The 21,888-nt window shown below is 57.9% G+C and carries 24 protein-coding genes, 1 other RNA gene and 1 pseudogene; 19 read left to right on the top strand and 7 right to left on the bottom strand.

The genetic code is table 11. The features are described from left to right. Positions 1-3: 3 nt before the first annotated feature. The 5 genes from rnpB to gatC all read right to left on the bottom strand — a co-directional run bounded on the left by rnpB (position 4) and on the right by gatC (position 3,709). Positions 4-397: RNase P RNA component class A (gene rnpB, locus GOV89_RS00710), an RNA gene on the bottom strand. A gap of 123 nt (positions 398-520) precedes the next feature. Next, complete coding sequence (locus tag GOV89_RS00705; RefSeq protein ID WP_371810592.1) at positions 521-1,204, bottom strand: N-acetylmuramoyl-L-alanine amidase; 684 nt, start codon at positions 1,202-1,204, stop codon at positions 521-523. Beyond that, positions 1,188-1,892: a hypothetical protein gene (locus tag GOV89_RS00700; protein ID WP_171175525.1), complete on the bottom strand. Its 705-nt coding sequence runs from the start codon at positions 1,890-1,892 to the stop codon at positions 1,188-1,190. The genes GOV89_RS00705 and GOV89_RS00700 overlap by 17 nt, the downstream gene beginning before the upstream one ends. 38 nt (positions 1,893-1,930) lie before the next feature. Continuing rightward, the gene (gene gatA / locus GOV89_RS00695) at positions 1,931-3,418 is read right to left on the bottom strand and encodes an Asp-tRNA(Asn)/Glu-tRNA(Gln) amidotransferase subunit GatA (protein ID WP_171237200.1); all 1,488 of its coding nucleotides are present in this window, start codon (positions 3,416-3,418) and stop codon (positions 1,931-1,933) included. A gap of 3 nt (positions 3,419-3,421) precedes the next feature. Continuing rightward, entirely contained in the window at positions 3,422-3,709 is a 288-nt protein-coding gene (gene gatC, locus GOV89_RS00690) for an Asp-tRNA(Asn)/Glu-tRNA(Gln) amidotransferase subunit GatC (protein WP_171092525.1), read from the bottom strand. A gap of 229 nt (positions 3,710-3,938) precedes the next feature. Here gatC and GOV89_RS00685 point away from each other — a divergent pair, with 229 nt between their 5' ends. Further along, entirely contained in the window at positions 3,939-4,097 is a 159-nt protein-coding gene (locus tag GOV89_RS00685) for a hypothetical protein (protein WP_171092527.1), read from the top strand. 152 nt (positions 4,098-4,249) lie between these two features. Continuing rightward, positions 4,250-4,813 carry a DUF4202 domain-containing protein gene (locus tag GOV89_RS00680; protein WP_171175528.1) on the top strand — a complete coding sequence of 188 codons (564 nt, stop codon included), beginning with the start codon at positions 4,250-4,252 and terminating at the stop codon, positions 4,811-4,813. A 76-nt stretch (positions 4,814-4,889) separates the two neighbouring features. Here the strand turns inward: GOV89_RS00680 and GOV89_RS00675 are convergent, their stop codons facing one another. After that, positions 4,890-5,561, bottom strand: coding sequence for a ceramidase domain-containing protein (locus tag GOV89_RS00675; protein WP_171175530.1), 672 nt, complete (start codon positions 5,559-5,561; stop codon positions 4,890-4,892). Positions 5,562-5,621: 60 nt separating this feature from the next. On the opposite strand from GOV89_RS00675, the gene GOV89_RS00670 reads away from it, so the two are divergent. Further along, entirely contained in the window at positions 5,622-6,314 is a 693-nt protein-coding gene (locus GOV89_RS00670; protein ID WP_171237199.1) for a metal-dependent hydrolase, read from the top strand. Between the two features lie 8 nt (positions 6,315-6,322). On the opposite strand, the gene GOV89_RS00665 is transcribed toward GOV89_RS00670, so the two are convergent. Beyond that, positions 6,323-6,787, bottom strand: coding sequence for a nucleoside deaminase (locus GOV89_RS00665; RefSeq protein ID WP_171175534.1), 465 nt, complete (start codon positions 6,785-6,787; stop codon positions 6,323-6,325). 61 nt (positions 6,788-6,848) lie between these two features. Between GOV89_RS00665 and GOV89_RS00660 the strand changes: the two genes are divergently transcribed. The 16 genes and pseudogenes from GOV89_RS00660 (at position 6,849) to GOV89_RS00595 (ending at position 21,878) form a co-directional block, all read left to right on the top strand. Continuing rightward, complete coding sequence (locus GOV89_RS00660; RefSeq protein WP_245223222.1) at positions 6,849-7,664, top strand: pseudouridine synthase; 816 nt, start codon at positions 6,849-6,851, stop codon at positions 7,662-7,664. Between the two features lie 175 nt (positions 7,665-7,839). After that, positions 7,840-8,754 carry a 5-bromo-4-chloroindolyl phosphate hydrolysis family protein gene (locus GOV89_RS00655; RefSeq protein WP_171175538.1) on the top strand — a complete coding sequence of 305 codons (915 nt, stop codon included), beginning with the start codon at positions 7,840-7,842 and terminating at the stop codon, positions 8,752-8,754. A 30-nt stretch (positions 8,755-8,784) separates the two neighbouring features. Beyond that, positions 8,785-9,975, top strand: coding sequence for a toxic anion resistance protein (locus tag GOV89_RS00650; RefSeq protein WP_171237197.1), 1,191 nt, complete (start codon positions 8,785-8,787; stop codon positions 9,973-9,975). Then, positions 9,950-10,945, top strand: coding sequence for a DUF2927 domain-containing protein (locus GOV89_RS00645; protein WP_171237571.1), 996 nt, complete (start codon positions 9,950-9,952; stop codon positions 10,943-10,945). Before GOV89_RS00650 ends, GOV89_RS00645 begins: the two co-directional genes overlap by 26 nt. Positions 10,946-10,967: 22 nt before the next feature. After that, the gene (locus GOV89_RS00640; RefSeq protein ID WP_171175544.1) at positions 10,968-12,116 is read left to right on the top strand and encodes an SPFH domain-containing protein; all 1,149 of its coding nucleotides are present in this window, start codon (positions 10,968-10,970) and stop codon (positions 12,114-12,116) included. 46 nt (positions 12,117-12,162) lie between these two features. Beyond that, complete coding sequence (locus GOV89_RS00635) at positions 12,163-13,269, top strand: TFIIB-type zinc finger domain-containing protein (protein ID WP_171175546.1); 1,107 nt, start codon at positions 12,163-12,165, stop codon at positions 13,267-13,269. Positions 13,270-13,346: 77 nt separating this feature from the next. Then, complete coding sequence (locus GOV89_RS00630; protein WP_171175548.1) at positions 13,347-14,015, top strand: nitroreductase; 669 nt, start codon at positions 13,347-13,349, stop codon at positions 14,013-14,015. 43 nt (positions 14,016-14,058) lie between these two features. Further along, positions 14,059-14,496, top strand: coding sequence for a D-aminoacyl-tRNA deacylase (dtd, locus tag GOV89_RS00625; protein ID WP_171175550.1), 438 nt, complete (start codon positions 14,059-14,061; stop codon positions 14,494-14,496). Next, positions 14,496-15,599 carry a DUF4147 domain-containing protein gene (locus tag GOV89_RS00620; protein WP_171237196.1) on the top strand — a complete coding sequence of 368 codons (1,104 nt, stop codon included), beginning with the start codon at positions 14,496-14,498 and terminating at the stop codon, positions 15,597-15,599. The genes dtd and GOV89_RS00620 overlap by 1 nt, the downstream gene beginning before the upstream one ends. A gap of 244 nt (positions 15,600-15,843) precedes the next feature. Next, the gene (locus GOV89_RS00615; RefSeq protein WP_171175554.1) at positions 15,844-17,433 is read left to right on the top strand and encodes an ABC transporter substrate-binding protein; all 1,590 of its coding nucleotides are present in this window, start codon (positions 15,844-15,846) and stop codon (positions 17,431-17,433) included. Between the two features lie 12 nt (positions 17,434-17,445). Beyond that, positions 17,446-17,670, top strand: a pseudogene (locus GOV89_RS23025) (ABC transporter permease); the annotation flags it as partial. 37 nt (positions 17,671-17,707) lie between these two features. Next, on the top strand, positions 17,708-17,809 hold the full coding sequence (locus tag GOV89_RS23020) for a hypothetical protein (protein WP_371732307.1): 102 nt from the start codon (positions 17,708-17,710) through the stop codon (positions 17,807-17,809). Beyond that, positions 17,797-18,402 carry an ABC transporter permease gene (locus GOV89_RS23015; protein ID WP_371732306.1) on the top strand — a complete coding sequence of 202 codons (606 nt, stop codon included), beginning with the start codon at positions 17,797-17,799 and terminating at the stop codon, positions 18,400-18,402. Before GOV89_RS23020 ends, GOV89_RS23015 begins: the two co-directional genes overlap by 13 nt. Then, complete coding sequence (locus GOV89_RS00605) at positions 18,399-19,256, top strand: ABC transporter permease (RefSeq protein ID WP_171175559.1); 858 nt, start codon at positions 18,399-18,401, stop codon at positions 19,254-19,256. Before GOV89_RS23015 ends, GOV89_RS00605 begins: the two co-directional genes overlap by 4 nt. Next, entirely contained in the window at positions 19,253-20,890 is a 1,638-nt protein-coding gene (locus GOV89_RS00600) for an ABC transporter ATP-binding protein (RefSeq protein ID WP_171175561.1), read from the top strand. The genes GOV89_RS00605 and GOV89_RS00600 overlap by 4 nt, the downstream gene beginning before the upstream one ends. Before the next feature lie 151 nt (positions 20,891-21,041). Then, positions 21,042-21,878, top strand: a complete 837-nt coding sequence (locus GOV89_RS00595) for an alkaline phosphatase family protein (protein WP_171175571.1) — start codon at positions 21,042-21,044, stop codon at positions 21,876-21,878. Positions 21,879-21,888: the final 10 nt, after the last annotated feature.

The following is a 21,888-nucleotide window of genomic DNA, read 5'->3' as shown; positions in this document are numbered from 1 at the left end:
AATACGCGCGGAGGGCCTGTAAGCCGGATCTTGTTCCAGGGTTGCCCCCTTCGATGACCATTCCTCTAGGCCGTGCATTGCTGCGCGGCTCAAGCTGCCAACCCGGTCCCTCTCGGCCAAGACGCGCTTAGCGGTGGTATCGGCAGACGCCGACCATCCCGCGCGGGGACCCTATTTGGCATTGCTCCCGGTGGGGCTTGCCGTGCCGCCCCTGTTGCCAGTGGCGCGGTGGGCTCTTACCCCACCGTTTCACCCTTACCACACACGTGTGGCGGTCTGATTTCTGTGGCGCTTTCCGTCGGGTTGCCCCGCCCGGGCGTTACCCGGCACCGTTGTCTTGTGGAGTCCGGACTTTCCTCTCGGGCCTTGCGACCCCAGCGGCCATCCGGCCCTCCGCGCCGGGGATGGGTAGGCTTTGCGCCCTGCGACGTCAAGAGTGGAAAGCGGGCAAAGGGGCCAGCCCCTTCTTGGCCTATGGCCAATTCAACCCCGAGGTATTTTTAGCCAGATGAAGAGCGGATCAGGTTACTGTGTCCGGCGGGGCGAGCACCTTCATATCCGCGGTTTCAAGCGAGCCACTTGCCCAGGGGCGAAATCGCAGCCGAACTGCCGCCAATAGTTCAACATCATCCACCGGGGCAGTGAAACCTGCCCGTCGCGCGGCGGCGCGGAATTCCCCCGGACTTGGTGAGGCTGACGCGATGTCTGGACCGCGTGGCTTTGCCAAAGCTTGCCGCTCTAGCCGTTGCCAATCAAAATGTGGACCGGGGTCTGATTTGCGGCCCGGAGCCATGTCGGAATGGCCGATCACACCCGATGCAGTGATCGACCAATTTTTGATAATCCGAGGCAGCAGGGCTTCGAGCGTCGTCATTTGTGGTTCGGAAAAGGGATGTGATCCTGTGTTGTCCAATTCGATCCCGATCGATCGCGAATTTATGTCGTCCTTGCCATCCCACTCCCCTGCCCCGGCGTGCCACGCGCGGTGCTCTTCGCGCACCATCTGCCAAAGCGTTCCATCATTGCCGATCAGGTAATGGGCTGAAACCTCGGCCTTCGGGTCACAGAGACGCTCCAGAGCTGCCTGCGCGCTGCCCATGGCTGTGTAATGAATCACGATCAAAGACGGCGTTAGACCGTCTCGGCGTTCGCCGAAGTTAGGCGACGGGTGCCAAATGGGTGAGAGTTCAGTTGTTGACGGCACTGCGGAACGGGCTTGGGTCCCAACCGCAGGCGTAGCCGTCCCCGTCGGGATCCAGCCCTTTGCGATCACGCTGTGGCCCGCCATTTGACAGGAACTCGATCTGTGCCTGATCGGGGGATGGGAATTGCGCGCAGTTCCTTTGAGCTTTTGCCTGCAGGTTAAAGCCTGCGCGGCTGTAGAGCTGCGTACCGACCGGGTTCGAGGTGCTAAGGGCGTATTGTACGATGTTGGGCTGACCGCTTGCGCTGCGCTCTGGCACGGCGGTCGGGGCCACAACTTCGTAGGTCTGGCGGTTTTGCTCGATCCGCGCGGCGTCGGATTCGATGCTGCGCCGTTCGGACACCGCCGCAAAGTCCTGCTCGTCGGAAATTGCGCTGTTGTTTGACGCTGGTGCCGCAGGCACAACGCCAGAGCCCTGCCCTGACGTGCTGGCCAAGGCTGCAGCGGCCTGATTGGCAATATCAGCGTTTTCACCGGTTGCGAAGCCTGCCGAACCGGGCGCGCCCAGCGGCTGCTGGGACACATCGACAGGAGCCAGCAGCGGGTTGCCTGCTGCGCCTTGCCCAGCCAACTGCGCCTCGCGCTGTGCCTGGTATTCGGGCGTATTGAACCCAGTGCTGGTCAGCGGCGCGACATCCGTACAGGCCGCAGCCAGTGTCAGGGCGGGGACCAAAAGCAAAACGCGCATCACTTGGCTCCGTATCTCGTGCTTTAGATGCCCGAGGCTTACCACCATTTCCCGGGCTTGGCCACAAAACCAACCGCGTTTTCCAGCGCATAGGCGGTGTTGAGCAGATCACCCTCTTCCCACGGGCGTCCGATCAGCTGCAGACCCAACGGAAGACCTTGTTTGTCGAGCCCTGCAGGCACTGAAATACCGGGCAAACCGGCCAGGTTCACGGTCACTGTAAAGACGTCGTTCAAATACATTTGAACGGGATCCGCCTCGGTCATTTCTCCCAGGCCAAAGGCCGCCGAGGGGGTTGCCGGGGTCAGGATGGCATCAACGCCTGCGGCGAATACATCCTCGAAGTCCTTTTTGATCAGGGTGCGTACGCGACGCGCACGGTTGTAGTAAGCATCGTAGAAACCTGCCGACAACACATAGGTACCGACCATCACACGACGCTGCACCTCGTGACCGAAACCTTCGGCGCGGGTTTTTTCGTACATCTCGGTGATGCCGTCGCCCTGTGCCAGCTGCGCGCGGTGACCATAGCGAACACCGTCATAGCGGGCCAGGTTCGAGGACGCCTCGGCCGGGGCAATCACATAATACGCAGGCAGTGCGTATTTGGTGTGCGGCAGCGAGATATCGACGATCTCGGCCCCAGCAGCTTTCAGCATCTCAGCCCCTTCGGCCCAGAGCTTTTCAATCTCGGTCGGCATGCCGTCCATGCGGTATTCCTTGGGGATACCGATCTTCTTTCCTTTGATATCGCCAGTCAGCATCGCCTCGAAATTCGGCACGGCCAACTCGGCGCTGGTGGAATCCTTGGGATCATGTCCGCACATCGCCTCAAGCATGATGGCCGCATCGCGCACATCTTTGGTCATCGGACCTGCCTGATCCAGCGAGGATGCAAACGCAACGATGCCCCAGCGCGAACAACGGCCATAGGTGGGTTTGATACCCGTGATGCCCACAAACGCGGCAGGCTGGCGGATCGAACCGCCCGTGTCGGTGCCGGTCGCGGCCAGACACAGATCTGCCGCAACGGCAGAGGCTGACCCGCCCGACGAACCACCGGGTGTCAGTTGTGCATCATCATTGCCACGGCGCCACGGGCTGACCGCATTGCCATAGACAGAGGTTTCGTTGGACGAGCCCATGGCGAATTCGTCCATGTTCAGCTTACCCAGCATCACCGCACCAGCATCAGCCAATTGCTGCGACACGGTAGATTCGTATTCAGGCTTGAAGCCTTCAAGAATACCCGACGCGGCTTGTGACGGCACGCCCTTGGTGCAGAACAGATCCTTGATACCAATCGGCAGGCCGCAGATGGACGGCGCATCGCCACCCTTGATCCGCTGGTCCGCTGCTTTGGCACGCTCCAGCGCGATTTCGGGCGTCTTATGGACAAAAGCGTTCAGCGCGTCGGCCTCATCAATGGCCTTCAGACAGGATTCGGTCAGCTCGACCGAGGTTACGTCACCTTTGCGCAGCGCGTCGCGGGCCTCGGCCAGGCCCAGTTTGTTCAGATCGCTCATGTCTTACTCCACCACTTTGGGGACTGCGAAGAACCCTTCGCGCGCGTCGGGGGCATTGGCCAGAACCTTGTCTTGCTGGTTGCCATCAGTCACTTCGTCCTGACGGCGCTTAAGGCGCATCGGCGTGACCGAAACCATCGGCTCGACCCCTTCGACATCCACTTCGTTCAGTTGCTCGATGAAACCCAGGATGGTGTTGAATTCGGATGCCAGCGCCGGCAGCGCGTCATCCTCGACCTTGATCCGGGCCAGTTTGGCCACTTTGGCGGCGGTGCTTTGGTCAATCGACATCGGCTTCCCTCATCTACGTTATGGGGCGTTTACCCGTCTGTTGCGGCAGTCGCAAGACCGCTGCGCCACGGGCAGGTCAGAGTTTCAAATTCCCGGTCTTTCACCTGCCATTCAAAACTGAATGAGGGATATACAAATAAGTAAACTGTTTAGTTCATTTTCGACCTTGAAAACTAAACTATTCTGTTCATTTTGAATTATGCGACACAACGCAAACCGGAGAAACAAAATGAAATCCCTGATCACAGCCGCAGTCTTGTCCGCCACGTTTTTGGCCGCACCGGCCATGGCTTTGGGTATCGACACAAGCAACCTGACACGCACGTTGACCTTCCCGTCCCCCGTCGCGGAACCCGTCACACAGGATCAGGTTAAACCTGCCAAATAAAGCGCAGGTCTCGGCCGGGTCAGATTTCCCCTCTCTGACCCGGCCCTTTGCATTTTCGAGGATGCATCTCCCATGGCGAGCCGTTAGCATGAGCGACACGACCAAAACGGCCGCGGGACTCTCGTGGCGCAGCTAAGCCAATGGAGCTAGAAATGAGCGCGCAAAAACAAGCGGTTCTGGACGCAATCGATGCAGCCAATGCACATGACCCCAACCTCGACGACGGCCGGCCCGAAGCGCAGCTTTACGGCGAACGCATGACCGCCGAGCTGGACCGTTTGTTTCCGAACGCCTCTGACGCCTTACGGATTGCGGCGCGTGGCCAACATGTAGAGAGGTGGAAACTCGCCCGCAGCGAATACCCAGAAGGCCGCGCAGGTTATCTGGCCTGGCGCAAGGCGCAGGCTGTGCACCACGCCGAGGTGGTCATGGGTTTGATGACGCGTGAAGGTTATGACGCTGAACAGGTCGAGGCCGCAGGACGCATGTTGCGCAAGCAAGGCATCAAGCGCGATGAAGAGGTGCAGGCGCTGGAAGATGTAATCTGCTTTGTGTTCCTGAAATGGTATTTCCAACCCTTTGCCGCAAAACGCTCGGCTGAGAAAATCCAGAGCATCGTTGAAAAGACTGCCCGTAAGATGTCATCCGACGGCCGTGCGCGGGTTTTGGCTGAGTTCGACCTGCCCGACCATCTGGCCGCCGCCTTTCAGGATTGAGTCAGGACCGACCTAAATACGGGGGCTGATACTCCTTGATTAGAGGATAGTTAAAAGGGATCGCCCCGCCCGGCTCTCAGGCTTTAAGACCTGCTGAAAAGCGGCCCCGTATCAGGGCCGCGCGATATACTTCGATCATCCAGCCCAGCATGATGGCGTTCAGGATGTGCCACATGAAATGCGTACCCAGTGGCCAGTGCCCGCAAACCGGCAAATCAAGTGCGCGGAACGTGATCGACAGGATCAAGATCAACGCTCCGATTGCCAACCCTTTGGCCAGGATTGGATCACGGCCCCGCAACAGGATCGCATAGATCAGAATCAACAACGGGACCGGCGCATAGGCCGCCGATCCGCCGAGCCCTGGAAAAAGCTGAAACAGTGGAACGGTCGCGGCAGCATAGGGAAAAAAGAGCATTGTTCCCCCAAGCGCGAACGGCGAAGACATCCGCCAGATGTCCCTGTTCACTGCAAAGATATAGACCAGAATGAACAGAAGGATCGGCACTATATCTGCCAACGCTGCCCAGGCCTGCGCATGCGTGTGAAACAGATAGCTGCCGATTCCGATCATCGCCAAAAGCGCGACCAGAATCATGGCCAGCGGCATGTCCTGATTGCGCACCCGCCGCCCCATAAGCCAAGCAGAAATCAGAAAGGCGGCGTTTGTAATCGCATTGATTGGCTCGGCCCAATACTCCGGTGACAAACGTTCACAATAGCCATCAATTTCTCGAATCCAGTCCATGGAATTTTACATAGCCGATGCTAGGCTACTGCCAAGACACCATTTGGGAGGAAATTGGGAATGAATATTGTTTGGCTGGGACATGGCAGTTTTCGCATTGAAACGCAGGGGCAGGTTCTATTGATCGATCCCTGGCTGACCGGCAATCCGGTCTTGCCCGAAGATCAGCACGATGCCGCGCTGGACGGTGCGACTCATATCCTTCTGACTCATACACATTTTGATCATGTGGCTGATGTACTGCCCCTGGCCAAACATCTGAAAATCCCCGTTGTCGGGCAATATGACCTGATGGGGTATTGGAGCGAAGCCGAAGGAATAGAAACGATAGGCTTCAACAAGGGCGGCACAGTCAACCTGAACGGGGTCATGGTGACAATGGTCCCGGCCTCTCATAGTTCTACCTTTTCAACGCCCGACGGTTTGCGCACCGGCGGTAGTGAGGTCGGCTTTATGATCGCTGCTGAGGAAAAAATGCTCTATGCCTCCGGCGACACAGACATCATGGCTGACATGGATTGGATGGGGGATTACTACAAACCCGATATCGGGATCCTTTCAGCTGGCGGGCATTTTACCATGGACATGAAGGCCACCGCCTATGCCGCCAAGCGATACTTCAATTTCAAGACGGTTATTCCGTGCCACTACAAGACCTTCCCGATCCTCGAACAGTCTGCACAGGTGCTGGTCGACGAGCTTCCGGGTGTCGATGTGATCGAGCCAGAGGTGATGCAGCCCATCAAACTGTAGGCTGGGCTTCAGTCCGGCACGTCCTTGCGGCGGGATGCAAAGAAGTCTTTCAAAAGCGCCGCTGCGTCTTCACTGGCGATCCCGTCATAGACTTCGGGCACATGATGCGCCTGCGGGTGCGAAAACACGCGCGCGCCGTGGGCCACTCCGCCCGACTTGGGGTCAGCCGCGCCGTAGTAGATTCGCCGGATGCGCGCGGCCGCCAAGGCCGCGGCGCACATCGCACAGGGTTCCAGCGTCACGTATAGATCATGTTCTGGCAGCCGCTCAGACCCCGCCTTTGCACAGGCCTCGCGCAGAGCCAAGATTTCTGCATGGGCCGTTGGATCATTCAACTCGCGCGTCCGGTTCCCAGCCGCAGCCACGACCTTTCCGTCTGGACCAACCAGAACTGCCCCCACGGGCACCTCGCCGCGATCTGCTGCTGCGCGCGCCTCGGCCAGGGCTTGCTCCATATGCGATTTGAACACCATGCCCCTGACTGCATCAGAAACCTGCCTTTCGCAAGCGCGCCGGATGGGTTATGGGCCTGACATGAACAAGACCCCTCCTCCCGGCGACCGGATCGCCAAAGTCCTGGCCCGTGCTGGCATCGCATCGCGGCGTGAGGCTGAGCGCATGATCGAAGCAGGTCGTGTGGCCGTGAATGGCAAGACCATCAACAGCCCTGCCCTGAACGTCACGGCAAAAGACAAGATCGTTGTTGATGGCAAGCCCGTCTCGGAACCGGAACCCTCGCGCCTGTGGCTGTATCACAAGCCTGCGGGATTGGTGACAACCACGCGCGACGAAAAAGGCCGCGAAACGATTTTCGACAAGCTACCCGAAGACATGCCACGGGTGATGAGCGTCGGGCGACTGGACCTGAACTCCGAAGGCTTGCTGTTGCTGACCAATGATGGCGGGATCAAGCGCAAGCTTGAACTGCCCTCGACCGGTTGGCTGCGCAAATATCGCGTGCGGGTGAATGGCCGACCGAAAGATGAAGATTTCGAGCCACTGCGCAAAGGGCTGGTGATCGAAGGAGAGCGGTTTCAGCCGATGACCGTTACACTTGACCGCCAGCAAGGGGCTAATGCCTGGCTGACCATTGGCCTTCGGGAAGGCAAGAACCGCGAAATCCGCCGTGCGATGGAAGATATCGGGTTCACAGTAAACCGCCTTTTGCGCGTGTCTTACGGTCCGTTCCAGTTGGGCGATCTGAAACAGGGTGAAGTGGAAGAGGTGCGTCGCCGAGTGATGCGTGAACAACTTGGGCTGGACGCAGACGCGAAACCAGATGCTGCACCCAAGCGCCCGGCGCGACCGCAAAGAAAACGGGCACCGATCGGCAAGAAACCTCGCAAGTGATGCAGGTTCGTCAACCTTCCCCCTAGCGCTAAGCCCGCGCATCCCCTAAATTTTCAGGGAATGGTGCTGTTTGGGGGGCGTGATGTCCGGAAGCGGAGTGCAAAAACTCGCCTACGCTGTTTTGTTGCTGCTATTGCTTGGTGTCTGCACCGGCCTGCTCGGGGGGCTGTAGTCCATGGCAAAGCGGTTTGGCGGCAAGTACAGCCCGCAGGGCGATACCTCAGACGATACACCTGTGCCACGTGGACAGTTTGACGGTGCACGGGTCGAGCCCGCTGGTGCCCGTGCCAATCTTCTGTTTCTTCCGGCCATTCCTTTGGTGTTTTTGTCGCTGAACGATGGCGCGATCGGCATGACCATCGGTCTGATCGCAGCTGGTATCCTGACAGCTGCCGCGTTCCTGCTGCGCGAAGGTTTGCGGGCCGAAGCCGCGTATAACGCCCGAAAGACCGCCCGACGGCCTGCTTTTCCGCGCAAGATATTTGCCAGCATTCTAACGGGCCTGGGTGCAGGGCTAGCCACATACAGGACCGAGTTTCTGGATGCAGAAACTGCGGCACAAGCCAGCTTGTTGGCCCCGGTGCTTTTTGGAGTGGCGGCTACCGTTTTGCACTCGGTCTCATTCGGCATTGATCCGATGAAGGATAAGGGCATGGAAGGGATCGACACCTTTCAGCAGGATCGCGTGGCCCGCGTCGTCGACGATGCCGAGAAACATCTGTCTGAGATGACGGACGCCATCAAACGCGCGGGTGACCGCAGGGTCGAAGCCCGCGTCGAACGGTTTCAGGACACTGCGCGGGACTTGTTCCGCACAGTCGAAGAAGACCCCCGCGATCTGGCCGGTGCCAGAAAGTACCTGACCGTGTATTTGCAGGGCGCACGGGACGCGACCGTCAAGTTTGCGGACGTCTACGCCCGAACCCGCGATGCGCAGGCGCTTGCGGATTACTCTGCTTTGCTGGACGATCTGGAACAGAATTTCGCCGCGCGTACGCGCAAAATGCTATTGGATGACCGCAGTGATCTGACGGTTGAAATTGACGTGTTGCGCGAAAGACTGCAGCGCGAAGGCGTCCGGTTGGACTGACCGGCCATTATCTGAGCGAGGAACATACCCATGTCCGATGAGATCAAGAACAAGGCAGTTCAGGCTGAAACTCTGGTGCAGGAAGTCACCGCCGTTGCCTTGCCTGAACCGCAGGCCGAGGTTGTGTCGCTGGAAGACGCCGACGAACCCGTCAGTGCAGAAATCCGCAAGCGGATGGATGAAATCGACATTGGCAATACCAACTCGATCGTGTCTTTTGGGTCATCTGCACAGGCCGAGTTGCAGGAAATCAGTCAGGCGATGCTGGCGGATGTGCGCAACAAGGATGTGGGCCCCGCCGGAGACAGCCTGCGCAATATCGTCACCACGATCCGTGGCTTCTCGGTCAGTGAACTGGACGTGCGCCGCGAACGCAGCTGGTGGGAAAAACTGCTGGGCAAGGCCGCGCCTTTTGCCAAATTCACCGCTCAGTACGAAGAAGTTCAGGGCCAGATCGACCGTATCACCGACGTTCTTCTGGGCCATGAGCATACCCTGCTGAAAGACATCAAATCGCTTGATCTGCTGTATGAAAAGACGTTGGACTTCTACGACGAACTGGCGCTTTACATCGCTGCAGGCGAGGAAAAGCTGACCGAACTGGACAGCCACGACATTCCGGAAAAAGAGGCCGAGGTAGAGGCCGCGCCCGAAGATCAACAGGTCATGAAAGCGCAAGAGCTGCGCGACATGCGCGCCGCACGGGACGATCTGGAACGCCGTGTTCATGATCTGAAACTGACCCGCCAGGTTACGATGCAGTCGCTGCCATCGATCCGTTTGGTACAGGAAAACGACAAGTCGCTGGTGACCAAGATCAACTCGACCCTGGTCAACACAGTTCCTCTGTGGGAAACCCAGCTGGCGCAAGCTGTCACCATCCAGCGCAGCGCCGAAGCTGCCGCCGCCGTGCGTGACGCCAACGATCTGACAAACGAACTGCTGACCTCGAACGCGGCGAATCTTCGCGAATCCAACAAGATGATCCGCGAGGAAATGGAGCGCGGCGTGTTCGACATTGAAGCCGTCAAGCAGGCCAATGCTGACCTGATCGGGACCATCAACGAAAGTCTTGCAATTGCAGATGAAGGCAAGGCCAAACGCGCTGCGGCCGAAGTTGAACTGCAAAAGATGGAAGCCGAACTACGCGACACTTTGGCCTCTGCCAAAGCGCGCCAGGACGGTGTTGGTGACAATGCCGGCACTGCAGTTCCCGGCTAAAGGCAGGATCGGTGTGCGGCACTTCAATTCTCTGAAACTTGCGTTGGGTGTGACTTCGGTTTTGGCGTTGGCCAATTGCGATGAAACCCTTACATCTACTGTTGCGCCGCAGCCTCGCCCGGAACCCGCACCGACGGCGGCGAATGCGTATGTACCACCCTCGGCAGCCAGTCAGGATCTGGCGCGGTTTTACCAGCGCGTTGAACGTGACCTTCTGGTTCGGGGGCTGTTGCGTACAGACGGCGGCGGACCGGACACGCCTTATGATGCGGACGATTTGGCCCGGAATTTCGAAGCAATCGCGTTCTACAGCGAATATCCGACGCAGAGTGTTTCGATTGGTTCACGCCAGACGGACGGGCAGCTGAGCCGTTGGTCGGGGCCCGTTCGTATCCAGACCGAGTTTGGCCCCTCGGTTTTGCCCGAAACACGAACACAGGATGCGGAACAGGTTCGGGTGTTTGCGGGTCGTCTGGCCGGATTGACCCAGCACCCGATATCGGTTGTATCGCGAAACGCCAATTTCCATGTCTTTTTCGCAGGCAAGGACGACAGCGCCTATGTCGCGTCCCGCCTGAAGCAATTGATCCCGAATATCAGCCAGGCTTCGCTGGATCTGGTCGCCAACCCACGCGCCAATTTCGACTGTCTGGTCTTTGCGTCTGCGACCAAGGCGTCGCCCTACAAATATGTGCGCGCGGTTGCATTGATCCGCGCTGAACTGACGGACCTGGTGCGCCGTAGCTGCATTCACGAGGAAATCGCCCAGGGGCTTGGCCTGTCCAATGACAGCCCGGCGGCGCGGCCTTCGATTTTTAACGATGATGATGAGTTTGCATTGCTGACCAGCCATGACGAGAAACTGCTGACGATGCTGTATGACCAGCGATTGCAGCCCGGTGTGGGCGTGGATGAAGCACGCCCTGTCGTACGTATTATTGCGCGTGAATTGATGGGGCAGCCGCTCTGACCCCAAGGACAGGAGAACCCAAATGGGAATTTTTGATTTTCTGACCGGAGAATTCATTGATGTCATTCATTGGGTGGATGACACCCGTGACACGATGGTCTGGCGGTTTGAGCGTGAAGGGCACGAAATCAAGTACGGTGCCAAACTGACCGTGCGCGAAGGTCAGGCAGCAGTATTTGTGCATGAAGGGCAATTGGCCGACGTATTCACGCCGGGTCTCTATATGCTTGAGACCAACAACATGCCGATCATGACCACCCTTCAGCATTGGGATCACGGTTTTCAGTCGCCGTTCAAGTCCGAGATCTATTTCGTCAACACAACTCGGTTCAACGACCTGAAATGGGGCACCAAGAACCCCATCATGCTGCGCGATCCCGAGTTCGGGCCAACCCGTATCCGCGCCTATGGCACCTACACGGTGCGTGTTAAGGACCCCGCGAAGTTCCTCGTGGAAATCGTCGGAACAGATGGCGAATTCACCATGGACGAAATCAGTTTCCAGGTGCGCAATATCATCGTACAGGAGTTCAGCCGCGTCATCTCGGGCTCAGGCATTCCTGTTCTGGACATGGCCGCAAACACCGCCGATCTGGGCAAGCTGATCGCTGCCGAAGTTTCACCAGTCTTGGACAGCTATGGGCTGGAAATGCCGGAGTTTTACATCGAGAACATCTCGCTGCCCCCGGCGGTTGAGGCAGCTCTGGATAAGCGGACTTCGATGGGTTTGGCGGGCGATCTGGGCAAGTTCACTCAATATTCGGCAGCAGAGGCGATGACGGCCGCGGCCAGTAATCCGGGTCAAGGCGGTGGCATGGGCGCCGGTCTTGGCATGGGTATGGGGATGGCAATGGCGCATCAGATGTCGAACATGGCAGCGGGCCAGCCGAGCGGCCCTTGGGGATCGCCCGCCCCCGCTGCCCCGCAAGCGGCAGCACACGCGGCACCGCCTCCTCCGCCACCTGTCGAGCATGTGTGGCATATCGCTGTGGATGGTCAGACAAGCGGGCCGTTTTCCAAAGCCAAGATGGGGCGCATGGCCAGCGAAGGCGAACTGACACGTGACACATATGTCTGGACTGCGGGACAGGACGGCTGGAAAAAGGCAGGCGACGTGCAGGAACTGGCGCAGTTGTTCACGATCTTGCCTCCGCCGCCGCCCGGGACGTGAACAAACACGGTCTTCTTTCATATTCATCGTGACCACCGGGTAAATCATGACACACGTCACTGCTCCTGATATTGCAGAACATCGTTTCCCCTGTGACCAATGCGGCGCGGACTACCGGTTCAATCCGGGTGATGGTACCTTAACCTGCGATCATTGTGGACATTCCGAGCCGATCAGTGCCGGACCGTGGGGCGGTGCAAGTCTGCGAGAGCTGGACTTTGACGCCGCCATCGCTGACCGCCTGCCGGACAGCGAGATCGAGGAAACCCGCGTTCTGTCGTGCCCAAACTGTGCCGCGCAGGTAGAGTTTGACCCAAACACCCATGCCGCCGAATGCCCGTTCTGTGCCACGCCGGTCGTGACAGATACCGGGATCAACCGGCATATCAAACCAAAGGGCGTATTGCCTTTTGCGTTCGACGAACGATCAGCCCACAAGGCGATGGGCGATTGGTTGGGGCGACTATGGTTCGCACCAAACGGGTTGAAGGAATATGCCCGCAAAGGGCGCAAGATGCAGGGCATTTACGTGCCTTACTGGACTTTCGATGCCGACACCAAGTCTTCGTATCGCGGCGAACGCGGTACTGTCTATTATGAAACCCGCACCGTGATGCGAGACGGCAAGCGGGTTCAGCAACAAGTGCCAAAGGTACGCTGGACCCCCAAGTCCGGCCGCGTCGCGCGGTTTTTTGACGACGTGCTGGTGTTGGCATCGAAGTCGCTTCCCAAAAGCTACACCGACGCGTTGGAACCCTGGGATCTGCCCGCGCTGGAGCCCTATCAGCCCGAATACCTCGCAGGCTTCCGGGCTGAAGCCTACAGCGTTGAACTGCGGGAAGGGTACGTCGAAGCGCGCGCGCATATGGCACGCGTGATCGAGCGGGATGTTCGTTTTGACATCGGCGGCGACCGGCAGCGCATTCATGCGGTCGATACAGACGTGCGCGATGTCACGTTCAAGCATATCCTGCTGCCGGTTTGGATGGCCGCTTACAAATACCGCGGCCAGACGTATCGGTTTGTGGTCAATGGCAGAACCGGGCGGGTTCAGGGCGAACGCCCGTGGTCAGCCATCAAGATAACCATCGCTGTTGTGCTGGGATTGCTGCTGGCTGCGGGTGTCGGCTATTTGGCGGCCACCGGGCAATAGGCAGACCTGCAGACAGGCTTGTGCATCCGACGAAGCGCGGCCATGTTCAGTTCGGAAAACAAAGGGATGAGCCTGTTGTGTCGTTTGCTGAACTGAATACCCTTCTGAGAGACCGCCATTCCTGCCGGGCGTTTCTGCCTGATCCTGTCCCCCGCGCGCAGATCGAGCAGATCGTCGCCAGCGCATCTCGCGTTCCCAGCTGGTGCAATGCGCAACCCTGGCAGTTGGCAATCACCAGCGCAGACGAAACGGATACTTTCCGTGAAGCGATGCAAAACGAGGCTGTCAGCGGAACGCCCGCTCCCGATCTTCCGTTTCCAACATCTTATTCTGGCGTGTACCAAGACCGCCGCCGCGCCTGTGGCTGGGCGCTTTACGAAGCTGTTGGAGTGGAACGCGGGGATCGCGCCGGGTCGGCGCAGCAGATGATGCAGAACTTTTCCCTGTTCGGCGCGCCACACTGCGCCATCCTATCAAGTCCGGCAGAACTTGGACCCTATGGCGCGATGGATTGCGGTGGTTTTGTCACGGCCTTCACGCTGGCCGCGCAGGCACTGGGTGTGGCGACAATCCCCCAAGCGGCCCTGGCCACTTACGGCCCCTTTCTGCATCGGTATTTTCAAATCCCTGAGGATCGCCTGATCCTCTGCGCAATTTCGTTTGGCTTTGCCGATCCGGATCATCCGGCAAATAACTTTCGAACAGATCGCGCCGAGCCAAGTGACTTTGTGGAGTGGCGCGGTTAAACGGTCGCTCAGGCAGTTTTGTCATCTAAAGGGAGTAACCTGAGTGCGCGCAGTATTGCAGAGGGTGTCATACGCCAAAGTGTCGGTTGATGACGCAGCCATAGGTTCGTCAGGGCCGGGCCTCATGATTCTTGTTTGCGCAATGCAGGGCGATGATGAGATGCAGGCCAGAAAGCTTGCAGAAAAAGCCGCGAAACTGCGTATCTTCAAGGATGACTCGGGTAAAATGAACCGCTCGTTGCTGGATGTTGGCGGATCAGCGTTGGTGATCAGCCAGTTCACGCTGGCCGCCGATACAACAAGCGGCAACCGGCCAGGGTTTTCAAACGCAGCACCACCGGATCAGGGCGAGCACCTGTACAAGGAATTTGCAGCTCACCTTGGCGCACAGGGCGTTGCGGTGGAAACCGGACAGTTTGGGGCTGACATGGCGGTTGAACTTGTGAATGACGGCCCTGTCACGATCTGGATCGAGAACTGATGGACATATCAAAACAAGCGGTAGATTTTTGGCAGGCCGGGGTTGATGCGGTTGACGGATATACCGCCACCAAAGCCGCACTGCCTGGTGTTCCCAAACCGGACCGGATACTGGCCGTCGGCAAACCCGCGGCTGCGATGGCGCGTGCAGCGCTGGCGCAATTTGGCTCGGTCCCCACGCTTGTCGTGACCAAGGACGATCACGGCCGCGACCTGCCAGACGCGGTCGAGGTAATCGAAGCTTCGCACCCGGTGCCAGACGACCGCAGCCTTGCCGGTGGGCGGGCGCTGCGCTTGGCGATGGAGCAGATGCACCCCGGGTCACATGTCCTGTTGCTGGTTTCGGGCGGGGCATCCTCATTGGCCGAGGATCTGTTGCCAGGAACATCTTTGGGTGATCTTGAGGCGTTGAATCGCAAGCTGCTGTCGGAAGGTTTGGACATCCGCGCCATGAACGCCGAGCGGCGCAAGCTGTCTCGTATCAAAGGCGGCGGATTGCTGTCTCATTTCAAAGGCGCGCGTGCCACTGTGCTGGCGATTTCCGATGTGCCAGGGGATGATCTGAATATCATTGGCTCGGGCATCGGCGCGTTGCCGGACAACTACACCTTTACCGCCACCACGCAGATCGTGGCTTCCAATGCCCATGCGCGGAATGCGGCGGCCACGGCTGCGGATGTGGCGGGCCTTGCGGTTTTTGCAAATGAAGAGGCCCTGCATGACGACTATTTGCAAGTCGCCGCGAAACTGGGGCCAATGCTGCGCGGCATGGACAAAGGCGTTATGATCTTTGGCGGTGAACCAACTGTAGTCCTGCCGGAAAAACCCGGTCGTGGGGGTCGTAATCAGGCACTGGCGCTTGCTTTGGCCAAAGAAATCTCGGGGCAGTCTGGCCTGGCAATTGTTGTTGGCGGCACGGATGGAACCGACGGCCCGACAAAGGAAGCCGGAGGAATCGTTTGCGGCACCACCTGGGCCGATGGGGCCGAAACCTATCTTCAAAATGCTGACAGTGGATCGTTTCTGGACAAAGTTGACGCGTTGCTGACGACCGGACCAACCGGGACCAACGTCATGGATCTGGTCGTCGCAATACGAGGGTAATTAGACGCCTTGCCCACATTGTGATCCACAAGCGTCTGGAAATATCAAAAATTGCCAGTTTTCTTTTAGACAGATCACGGACACTGCGTTCGTGACATCCCTTCGTGTCGTCCATGTGCAGACGATCGTTTTTGATATCGGCACGAAATATCCTTGCCCGACTAGCAGAAATAAGCCAACGTTGACTCAAGCGTCAATAAAAAGTCCGAAAAGGGCTAATACCACTCAATAGGGAGAAGATTAAATGAACGAACAAATCACACATATGGCCGGTCAGGTCACAGCAGGGAAAATGACCCGCCGCGAATTCATGGGGAAAGCAGCTGCATTGGGTGTTTCGGCTGCCATGGCCAGCACTATGTTTGCCGACGCCGCTCGTGCGGCGGGTCCAGTGAAGGGTGGAACCTTCAAAATGGGCGTTCAAGGGGGCGAAAGCACAAATACGCAGGATCCGGCGTTGTGGTCGTCCGATGTTCCGATTGCTGGTGGCCAGCAGTGGGGCGAGACGCTGGTCGAAGTAAATGGCAAGGGCGAACTTGAAGGGTTGGTTGCCGAAAGCTGGGAAGGGTCTGCGGATGCAAAGACTTGGCGCTTCAAAGTCCGACAGGGTATCGAATTCTCCAATGGTAAAACAGTCACCCCAGAAGACATCATGCGCACGATGGAGCGCCACACAAATGAAGATTCTCAGTCTGGTGCACTAGGTATCGTGCAGGGCATTGAATCGATGCGGGTCGACGGGGACACCTTTGAAGTCACAATGGAAATCGGCAATGCCGATCTACCCTACTTGCTTGCCGACTATCACTTGAAAATCCAGCCAGACGGTGGCTTTGATGATCCGAACTCGGCCGTCGGCACCGGACCTTATGTTCTGGAGAGCGACGAGCCAGGCGTGCGTATGCAGTTTGTCCGCAATCCGAATTACTGGGGCGGCGACGCTTTTGCCCATTACGACAGTGTCGAAGTAATCACGCTGAACGATGCAACAGCCCGGACCGCCGCACTTCAGTCAGGTCAGGTAGACATCATCAACCGGGTTGAGCCCAAGATTGCCCAACTGCTGGACCGGGCGCCAAATCTGTCGGTTCAGAATGTCTCGGGGCGGGGCCACTACGTGTTCATCATGCATGTGGATACTGCACCATTTGATGCAAACGAACTGAGGTTGGCATTGAAATATGCCATCAACCGCGAGGAAATGGTTGATAAAATCCTGCGCGGGTATGGCGGTATCGGCAACGACATGCCAATCAACGCTGCCTATCCGCTGTTTGACGATAGTATTCCGCAGCGTGAGTACGACCCAGCAAAAGCTGCTGAGCATTACAAGAAATCCGGGCATGACGGCTCACCGATCATCCTTCGCACGGCCGATGGAGCCTTCCCCGGTGCCGTGGACGCAGCCGCATTGTTCCAGCAAACGGCACAGGCTGCGGGGATTCCTTTGGAGGTCAAACGCGAACCAAATGACGGGTACTGGTCCGAAGTCTGGAATGTGCAACCATTCTGCGCGTCGTACTGGAGCGGGCGCCCGGTTCAGGATCAGATGTACGCGACCGCGTATCTGTCAACTGCTGACTGGAACGACACACGCTTCAAGCGCCCCGAGTTTGACGAAATGCTGCTGGCGGCACGCAGCGAACTGGATGACGCGAAGCGCAAGGAAATCTACTCGAAAATGGGCATGATGGTGCGTGACGAAGGCGGCCTGATCCTGCCAATGTTCAACGACTTCATTGACGCAGTCAGCAACGAAGTCCAAGGATATGTTCCTGACCCGAACGGCGCCATGATGTATTGGTACGCGTCGAAATTCACCTGGAAAGCCTAAGGTTCCAGGTCAATGCATCCCATCATAATACTGGTTGCTCAGCGCCTTGCGCTGAGTACCCTTCTCCTTATCGCGGCGTCAGCACTGATTTTTGCAGGGACAATGATTTTGCCCGGCGATGTGGCACAATCGATCCTGGGGCAATCCGCTACGCCGGAGTCGCTGGCCAACCTTCGTGAAGAGCTCGGGCTGAATGATCCGCCGCTCACCCGCTATTTCGACTGGCTGTTTGGGGCCCTGCAAGGCGATCTGGGGACCGCTTTGACCAACGGCCGTGACATTGCTGAAAGCATCGGACAGCGGATGTCGAACACCCTTTTTCTGGCCTTCTGGGCTGCGATCATTTCGGTGCCTCTGGCCATCATGTTGGGCCTGATTGCCGTACGCTATAAGGACCGGTGGCCTGACAAGCTGATTTCGGCAGTGACACTGGCCTCAATCTCGATCCCGGAATTCCTGATCGGCTACCTGCTTATGTATTTCATCGCGGTAAAACTGGGCTGGTTCCCATCGGTCGCAATGATTGGTGACCATATGAGCCTTTTGCAAAAGCTTCAGGCTATCGCCCTGCCCGTAATGGTTCTGACGCTCGTGGTTTTGGCGCATATGATGCGTATGACCCGTGCGGCGATTTTGAACGTCATGCAATCGGCTTATATCGAAACCGCCGAGCTTAAAGGCCTGACCGGGTTTCAGGTGATTGCACGCCATGCCTTCCCGAACGCCATCGCCCCGATCGTAAACGTCGTGATGCTGAATCTGGCCTATCTTGTGGTCGGTGTCGTGGTGATCGAGGTGGTCTTTGTCTACCCTGGAATGGGCCAATACCTGGTCGATCATGTTGCGAAACGTGATGTTCCGGTGGTGCAGGCCTGTGGTCTGATCTTCGCGGCCGTCTACATCGGCCTCAATATGGTCGCGGACATCGTCTCGATCCTGGCCAACCCGCGTCTGAGGCACCCGAAATGAAGAACATCCCTATTTCCGCACTGATCGGGTTGTTCCTGACGGCCCTCTACTTTCTCATGGCGCTGTTCGCGCCGCTCATCGCCCCCTACGGCATGGCCCAAGTGGTCGGCGATGTATGGGAACCCTCAAAGATCGAGATCATGCTTGGGATCGCTCCCGCAGGTTTCACCGAGTCAAACTTCTGGCTGGGCACCGACAATATCGGTCGCGATCTGCTTAGCCGCATGATCTATGGCGGTCGCACGACAATCTTCATCGCAACGGCTGCGACCATCCTGTCCTTCGTGACCGGCTCGGTCCTGGGCTTCTTTGCGGCTGTGATGGGGGGCTGGGTCGACCAGGTGCTGTCGCGCTTTGTCGATCTGATCATGTCGATACCGACCTTGATCTTTGCCCTTGTGGTACTGTCGGTGATGCCTGTGACAGTTCCGATTTTGATCGTCGTTATGGGCTTGTTGGACTCGACGCGGGTCTATCGTCTGGCCCGTGCTGTCGCTGTCGACATTACAGTCATGGATTATGTCGAAGCCGCCCGTCTTCGGGGCGAGAAAAACGGTTGGATCATCTTCCGGGAAATCCTGCCCAACGCGCTTTCACCGCTGGTTGCCGAGATGGGCTTGCGTTTCATCTTTGCCGTACTTTTCGTCTCAACCCTGTCCTTCCTGGGTCTTGGTGTACAACCGCCCGAGGCTGACTGGGGTGGCATCGTGAAGGAGAACAAGGAAGGCATCGTGTATGGCATTCCCGCCGCCTTGTTGCCCGCCGTTGCCATCGCGACGCTGGCGATTTCGGTCAACCTTGTGGCCGACTGGGTCTTGAACCGAACCACATCACTGAAAGGAGGCCGGGGATGAGTGATCCACTTCTCAAGGTCCGCGACCTCAAAATCGGCGCAACCGTCTACCCACCGGGTGAAAAACCCCATGACATTGAGATTGTCCATGGGGTCAGCTTCGACCTGGCACCTGGTAAGGTGCTCGGTCTGATCGGTGAATCCGGGGCCGGTAAATCCACGATCGGTCTAGCGTCCATGGCCTATGGCCGGGGTGGCGTGAAGATCACAGGCGGAGAGGTTTGGGTCAACGGGCGCGATATTCTAAAAACTTCACATCGGGATATTCGCAAGCTGCGCGGGGGCGAGGTGACTTACGTGTCTCAGTCCGCTGCTGCGTCCTTTAACCCTGCCAAAAAAATCATGGATCAGGTGGTCGAGGCTGCGGTTGAACAGAAAAAGTTCAGCCGCAAAGAAGCCGAAAGTCGCGCGCGTGAGCTGTTCGCCAAGCTGGGTCTGCCCGATCCGGACAATATCGGCGATCGTTACCCGCACCAGGTCTCTGGGGGTCAGTTGCAGCGCTGCATGACGGCGCTGGCGCTGTGTCCCGAACCTGATCTGGTGGTGTTCGACGAACCAACCACCGCGCTGGACGTGACCACCCAGATCGACGTGTTGATGGCGATTAAAGAGGCCATTGCCGACACTGGTGTTGCCGCGCTGTATATCACCCACGACCTTGCGGTTGTGGCGCAAGTGAGCGACGACATCATGGTCCTGAAAATGGGCAATACCGTTGAATACGGGAACACGGATCAGATCATCAACAATCCGCAGGAAGAGTATACGCAAGCTTTGGTCTCGGTACGCTCGATCGAGCATGAAGAGAAACAGCCAACGGCGGACCCCGTGCTCAGCGTTGATGGGATCACTGCGCGTTATAAGGGCCTGAATTTCGACGTGTTGCACAACGTCAATGTCGAGCTTCATCCGGGGCAGACATTGGCTGTTGTCGGCGAGTCTGGCTCGGGCAAGTCCACGCTGGCGCGCGTGATCACTGGCCTGCTGCCACCGCGCGAAGGAGAGATTACCTTTGCCGGGCGCAAGCTCTCGTCGGACCTCAAAGGCCGAACCCGCGAAGACCTGCGCGAATTGCAGATGATCTATCAGATGGCCGACGTGGCGATGAACCCGCGTCAGACGGTTGGTACAATCATTGGCCGCCCGCTGGAGTTCTACTTCAACATGCGCGGAGCGGAAAAGCGCAAGCGGATCATCGAATTGCTGGATGAAATCGAACTGGGCGAAAAGTTCATCGACCGATATCCGGCCGAGCTGTCTGGTGGTCAGAAACAGCGTGTTTGCATCGCGCGATCCCTGGCTGCGAAACCCAAGATGATCATCTGTGATGAGGTGACATCGGCGCTCGACCCACTTGTGGCGGATGGTATTCTCAAGCTGCTTCTAGACCTGCAGAAGATCGAGAATGTGGCCTATCTGTTCATCACCCACGATCTGGCAACTGTCCGTGCAATCAGCGACAGTATTGCGGTGATGTATCAGGGACGAGTTGTGCGGTACGGTCCAAAATCGCAGGTGCTCAGCCCGCCATTCGACGACTATACCGACCTTTTGCTCAGTTCCGTGCCCGAAATGCATCTGGGCTGGCTGGAAGAGGTTGTCGCCCATCGCAAGATGGAGAGCGCGGGGAACTGATCCACGCTTGTGACAGTTCCATGAAATCTGAAAATCCCGGCGCTTTGTCCAATGACAGGTGTCGGGATTTTGCTATTGGGGGCGTGAACAGTCGTGTTTTGAGCCGCGAATCTCCTAGGCTCGGCTGAAGAAATTACTGAAAGGCTCGGGCATGGACCGCAAACTTCTGCTCATCATTCTGGACGGCGTCCCCTACCGTAATTTTCGCCGCCTGTTTGGCAATCTGGAAGGCTGGGTCGACAGCGGCGACGCGCGGGTTTGGAAGCTGCGCGCAGTGCTGCCCTCTACTTCGGCCAGCTGCTATGCATCGATCCATACAGGTGTGACACCGCAGGAACATGGCTGCACCGGCAACGGCAATGTTTTTCGGCTGAGCCACAAGGATGTGTTCAGCCAGGTCCGCGAAGGCGGCGGTGTAACCGGAGCGGTCACCCACAGCTATTGGTCGCAGTTTTTCAACCGCCACCCCTTCGACTATGTCCGTGACATCGAATATGACGAACCCGAAAGCCAGACCATCAACCACGGTCGTTTCCACACCATGACCGGCTATGGCAAAGACAATCAGATGACACCGTCCGATGTCGATCTGTACGGAACCCTCACGAATCTCTGCCTGCGCTTCGGGCTGGATTATGGCATCCTGCACGCCTGCACGTTGGACAGCATGGGTCACCGGTTCTTCCACGATTGCGAGGAAATGGACCACGCATGCTTTGTCGCGGACGAGATGCTGGCGCCCTTCATTCCCCGTTGGCGGCAACTGGGCTACGAAGTTATCGTGACCGCTGATCACGGTCAGGATGAACGCGGTCATCACGGTGGGCGAGGACCGCTGCAGCAGGAAACGGCGCTGTATTACTTCGGCAACGCGGACGGCCCCGACGCAGATACTATAATCGACCAATTGCAGTTGGCCCCCACGATCCTGCATCGCATGGGCGCGCCCGTCGCAGAAACGATGAAGGGCGAAGTTTTCTTGCGATAACGTTCATCCG

This window comes from Ruegeria sp. HKCCA5763 (assembly GCF_013034545.1).
Classification (GTDB): domain Bacteria; phylum Pseudomonadota; class Alphaproteobacteria; order Rhodobacterales; family Rhodobacteraceae; genus Ruegeria.
This window is presented reverse-complemented; position numbering and strand designations above follow the sequence as displayed.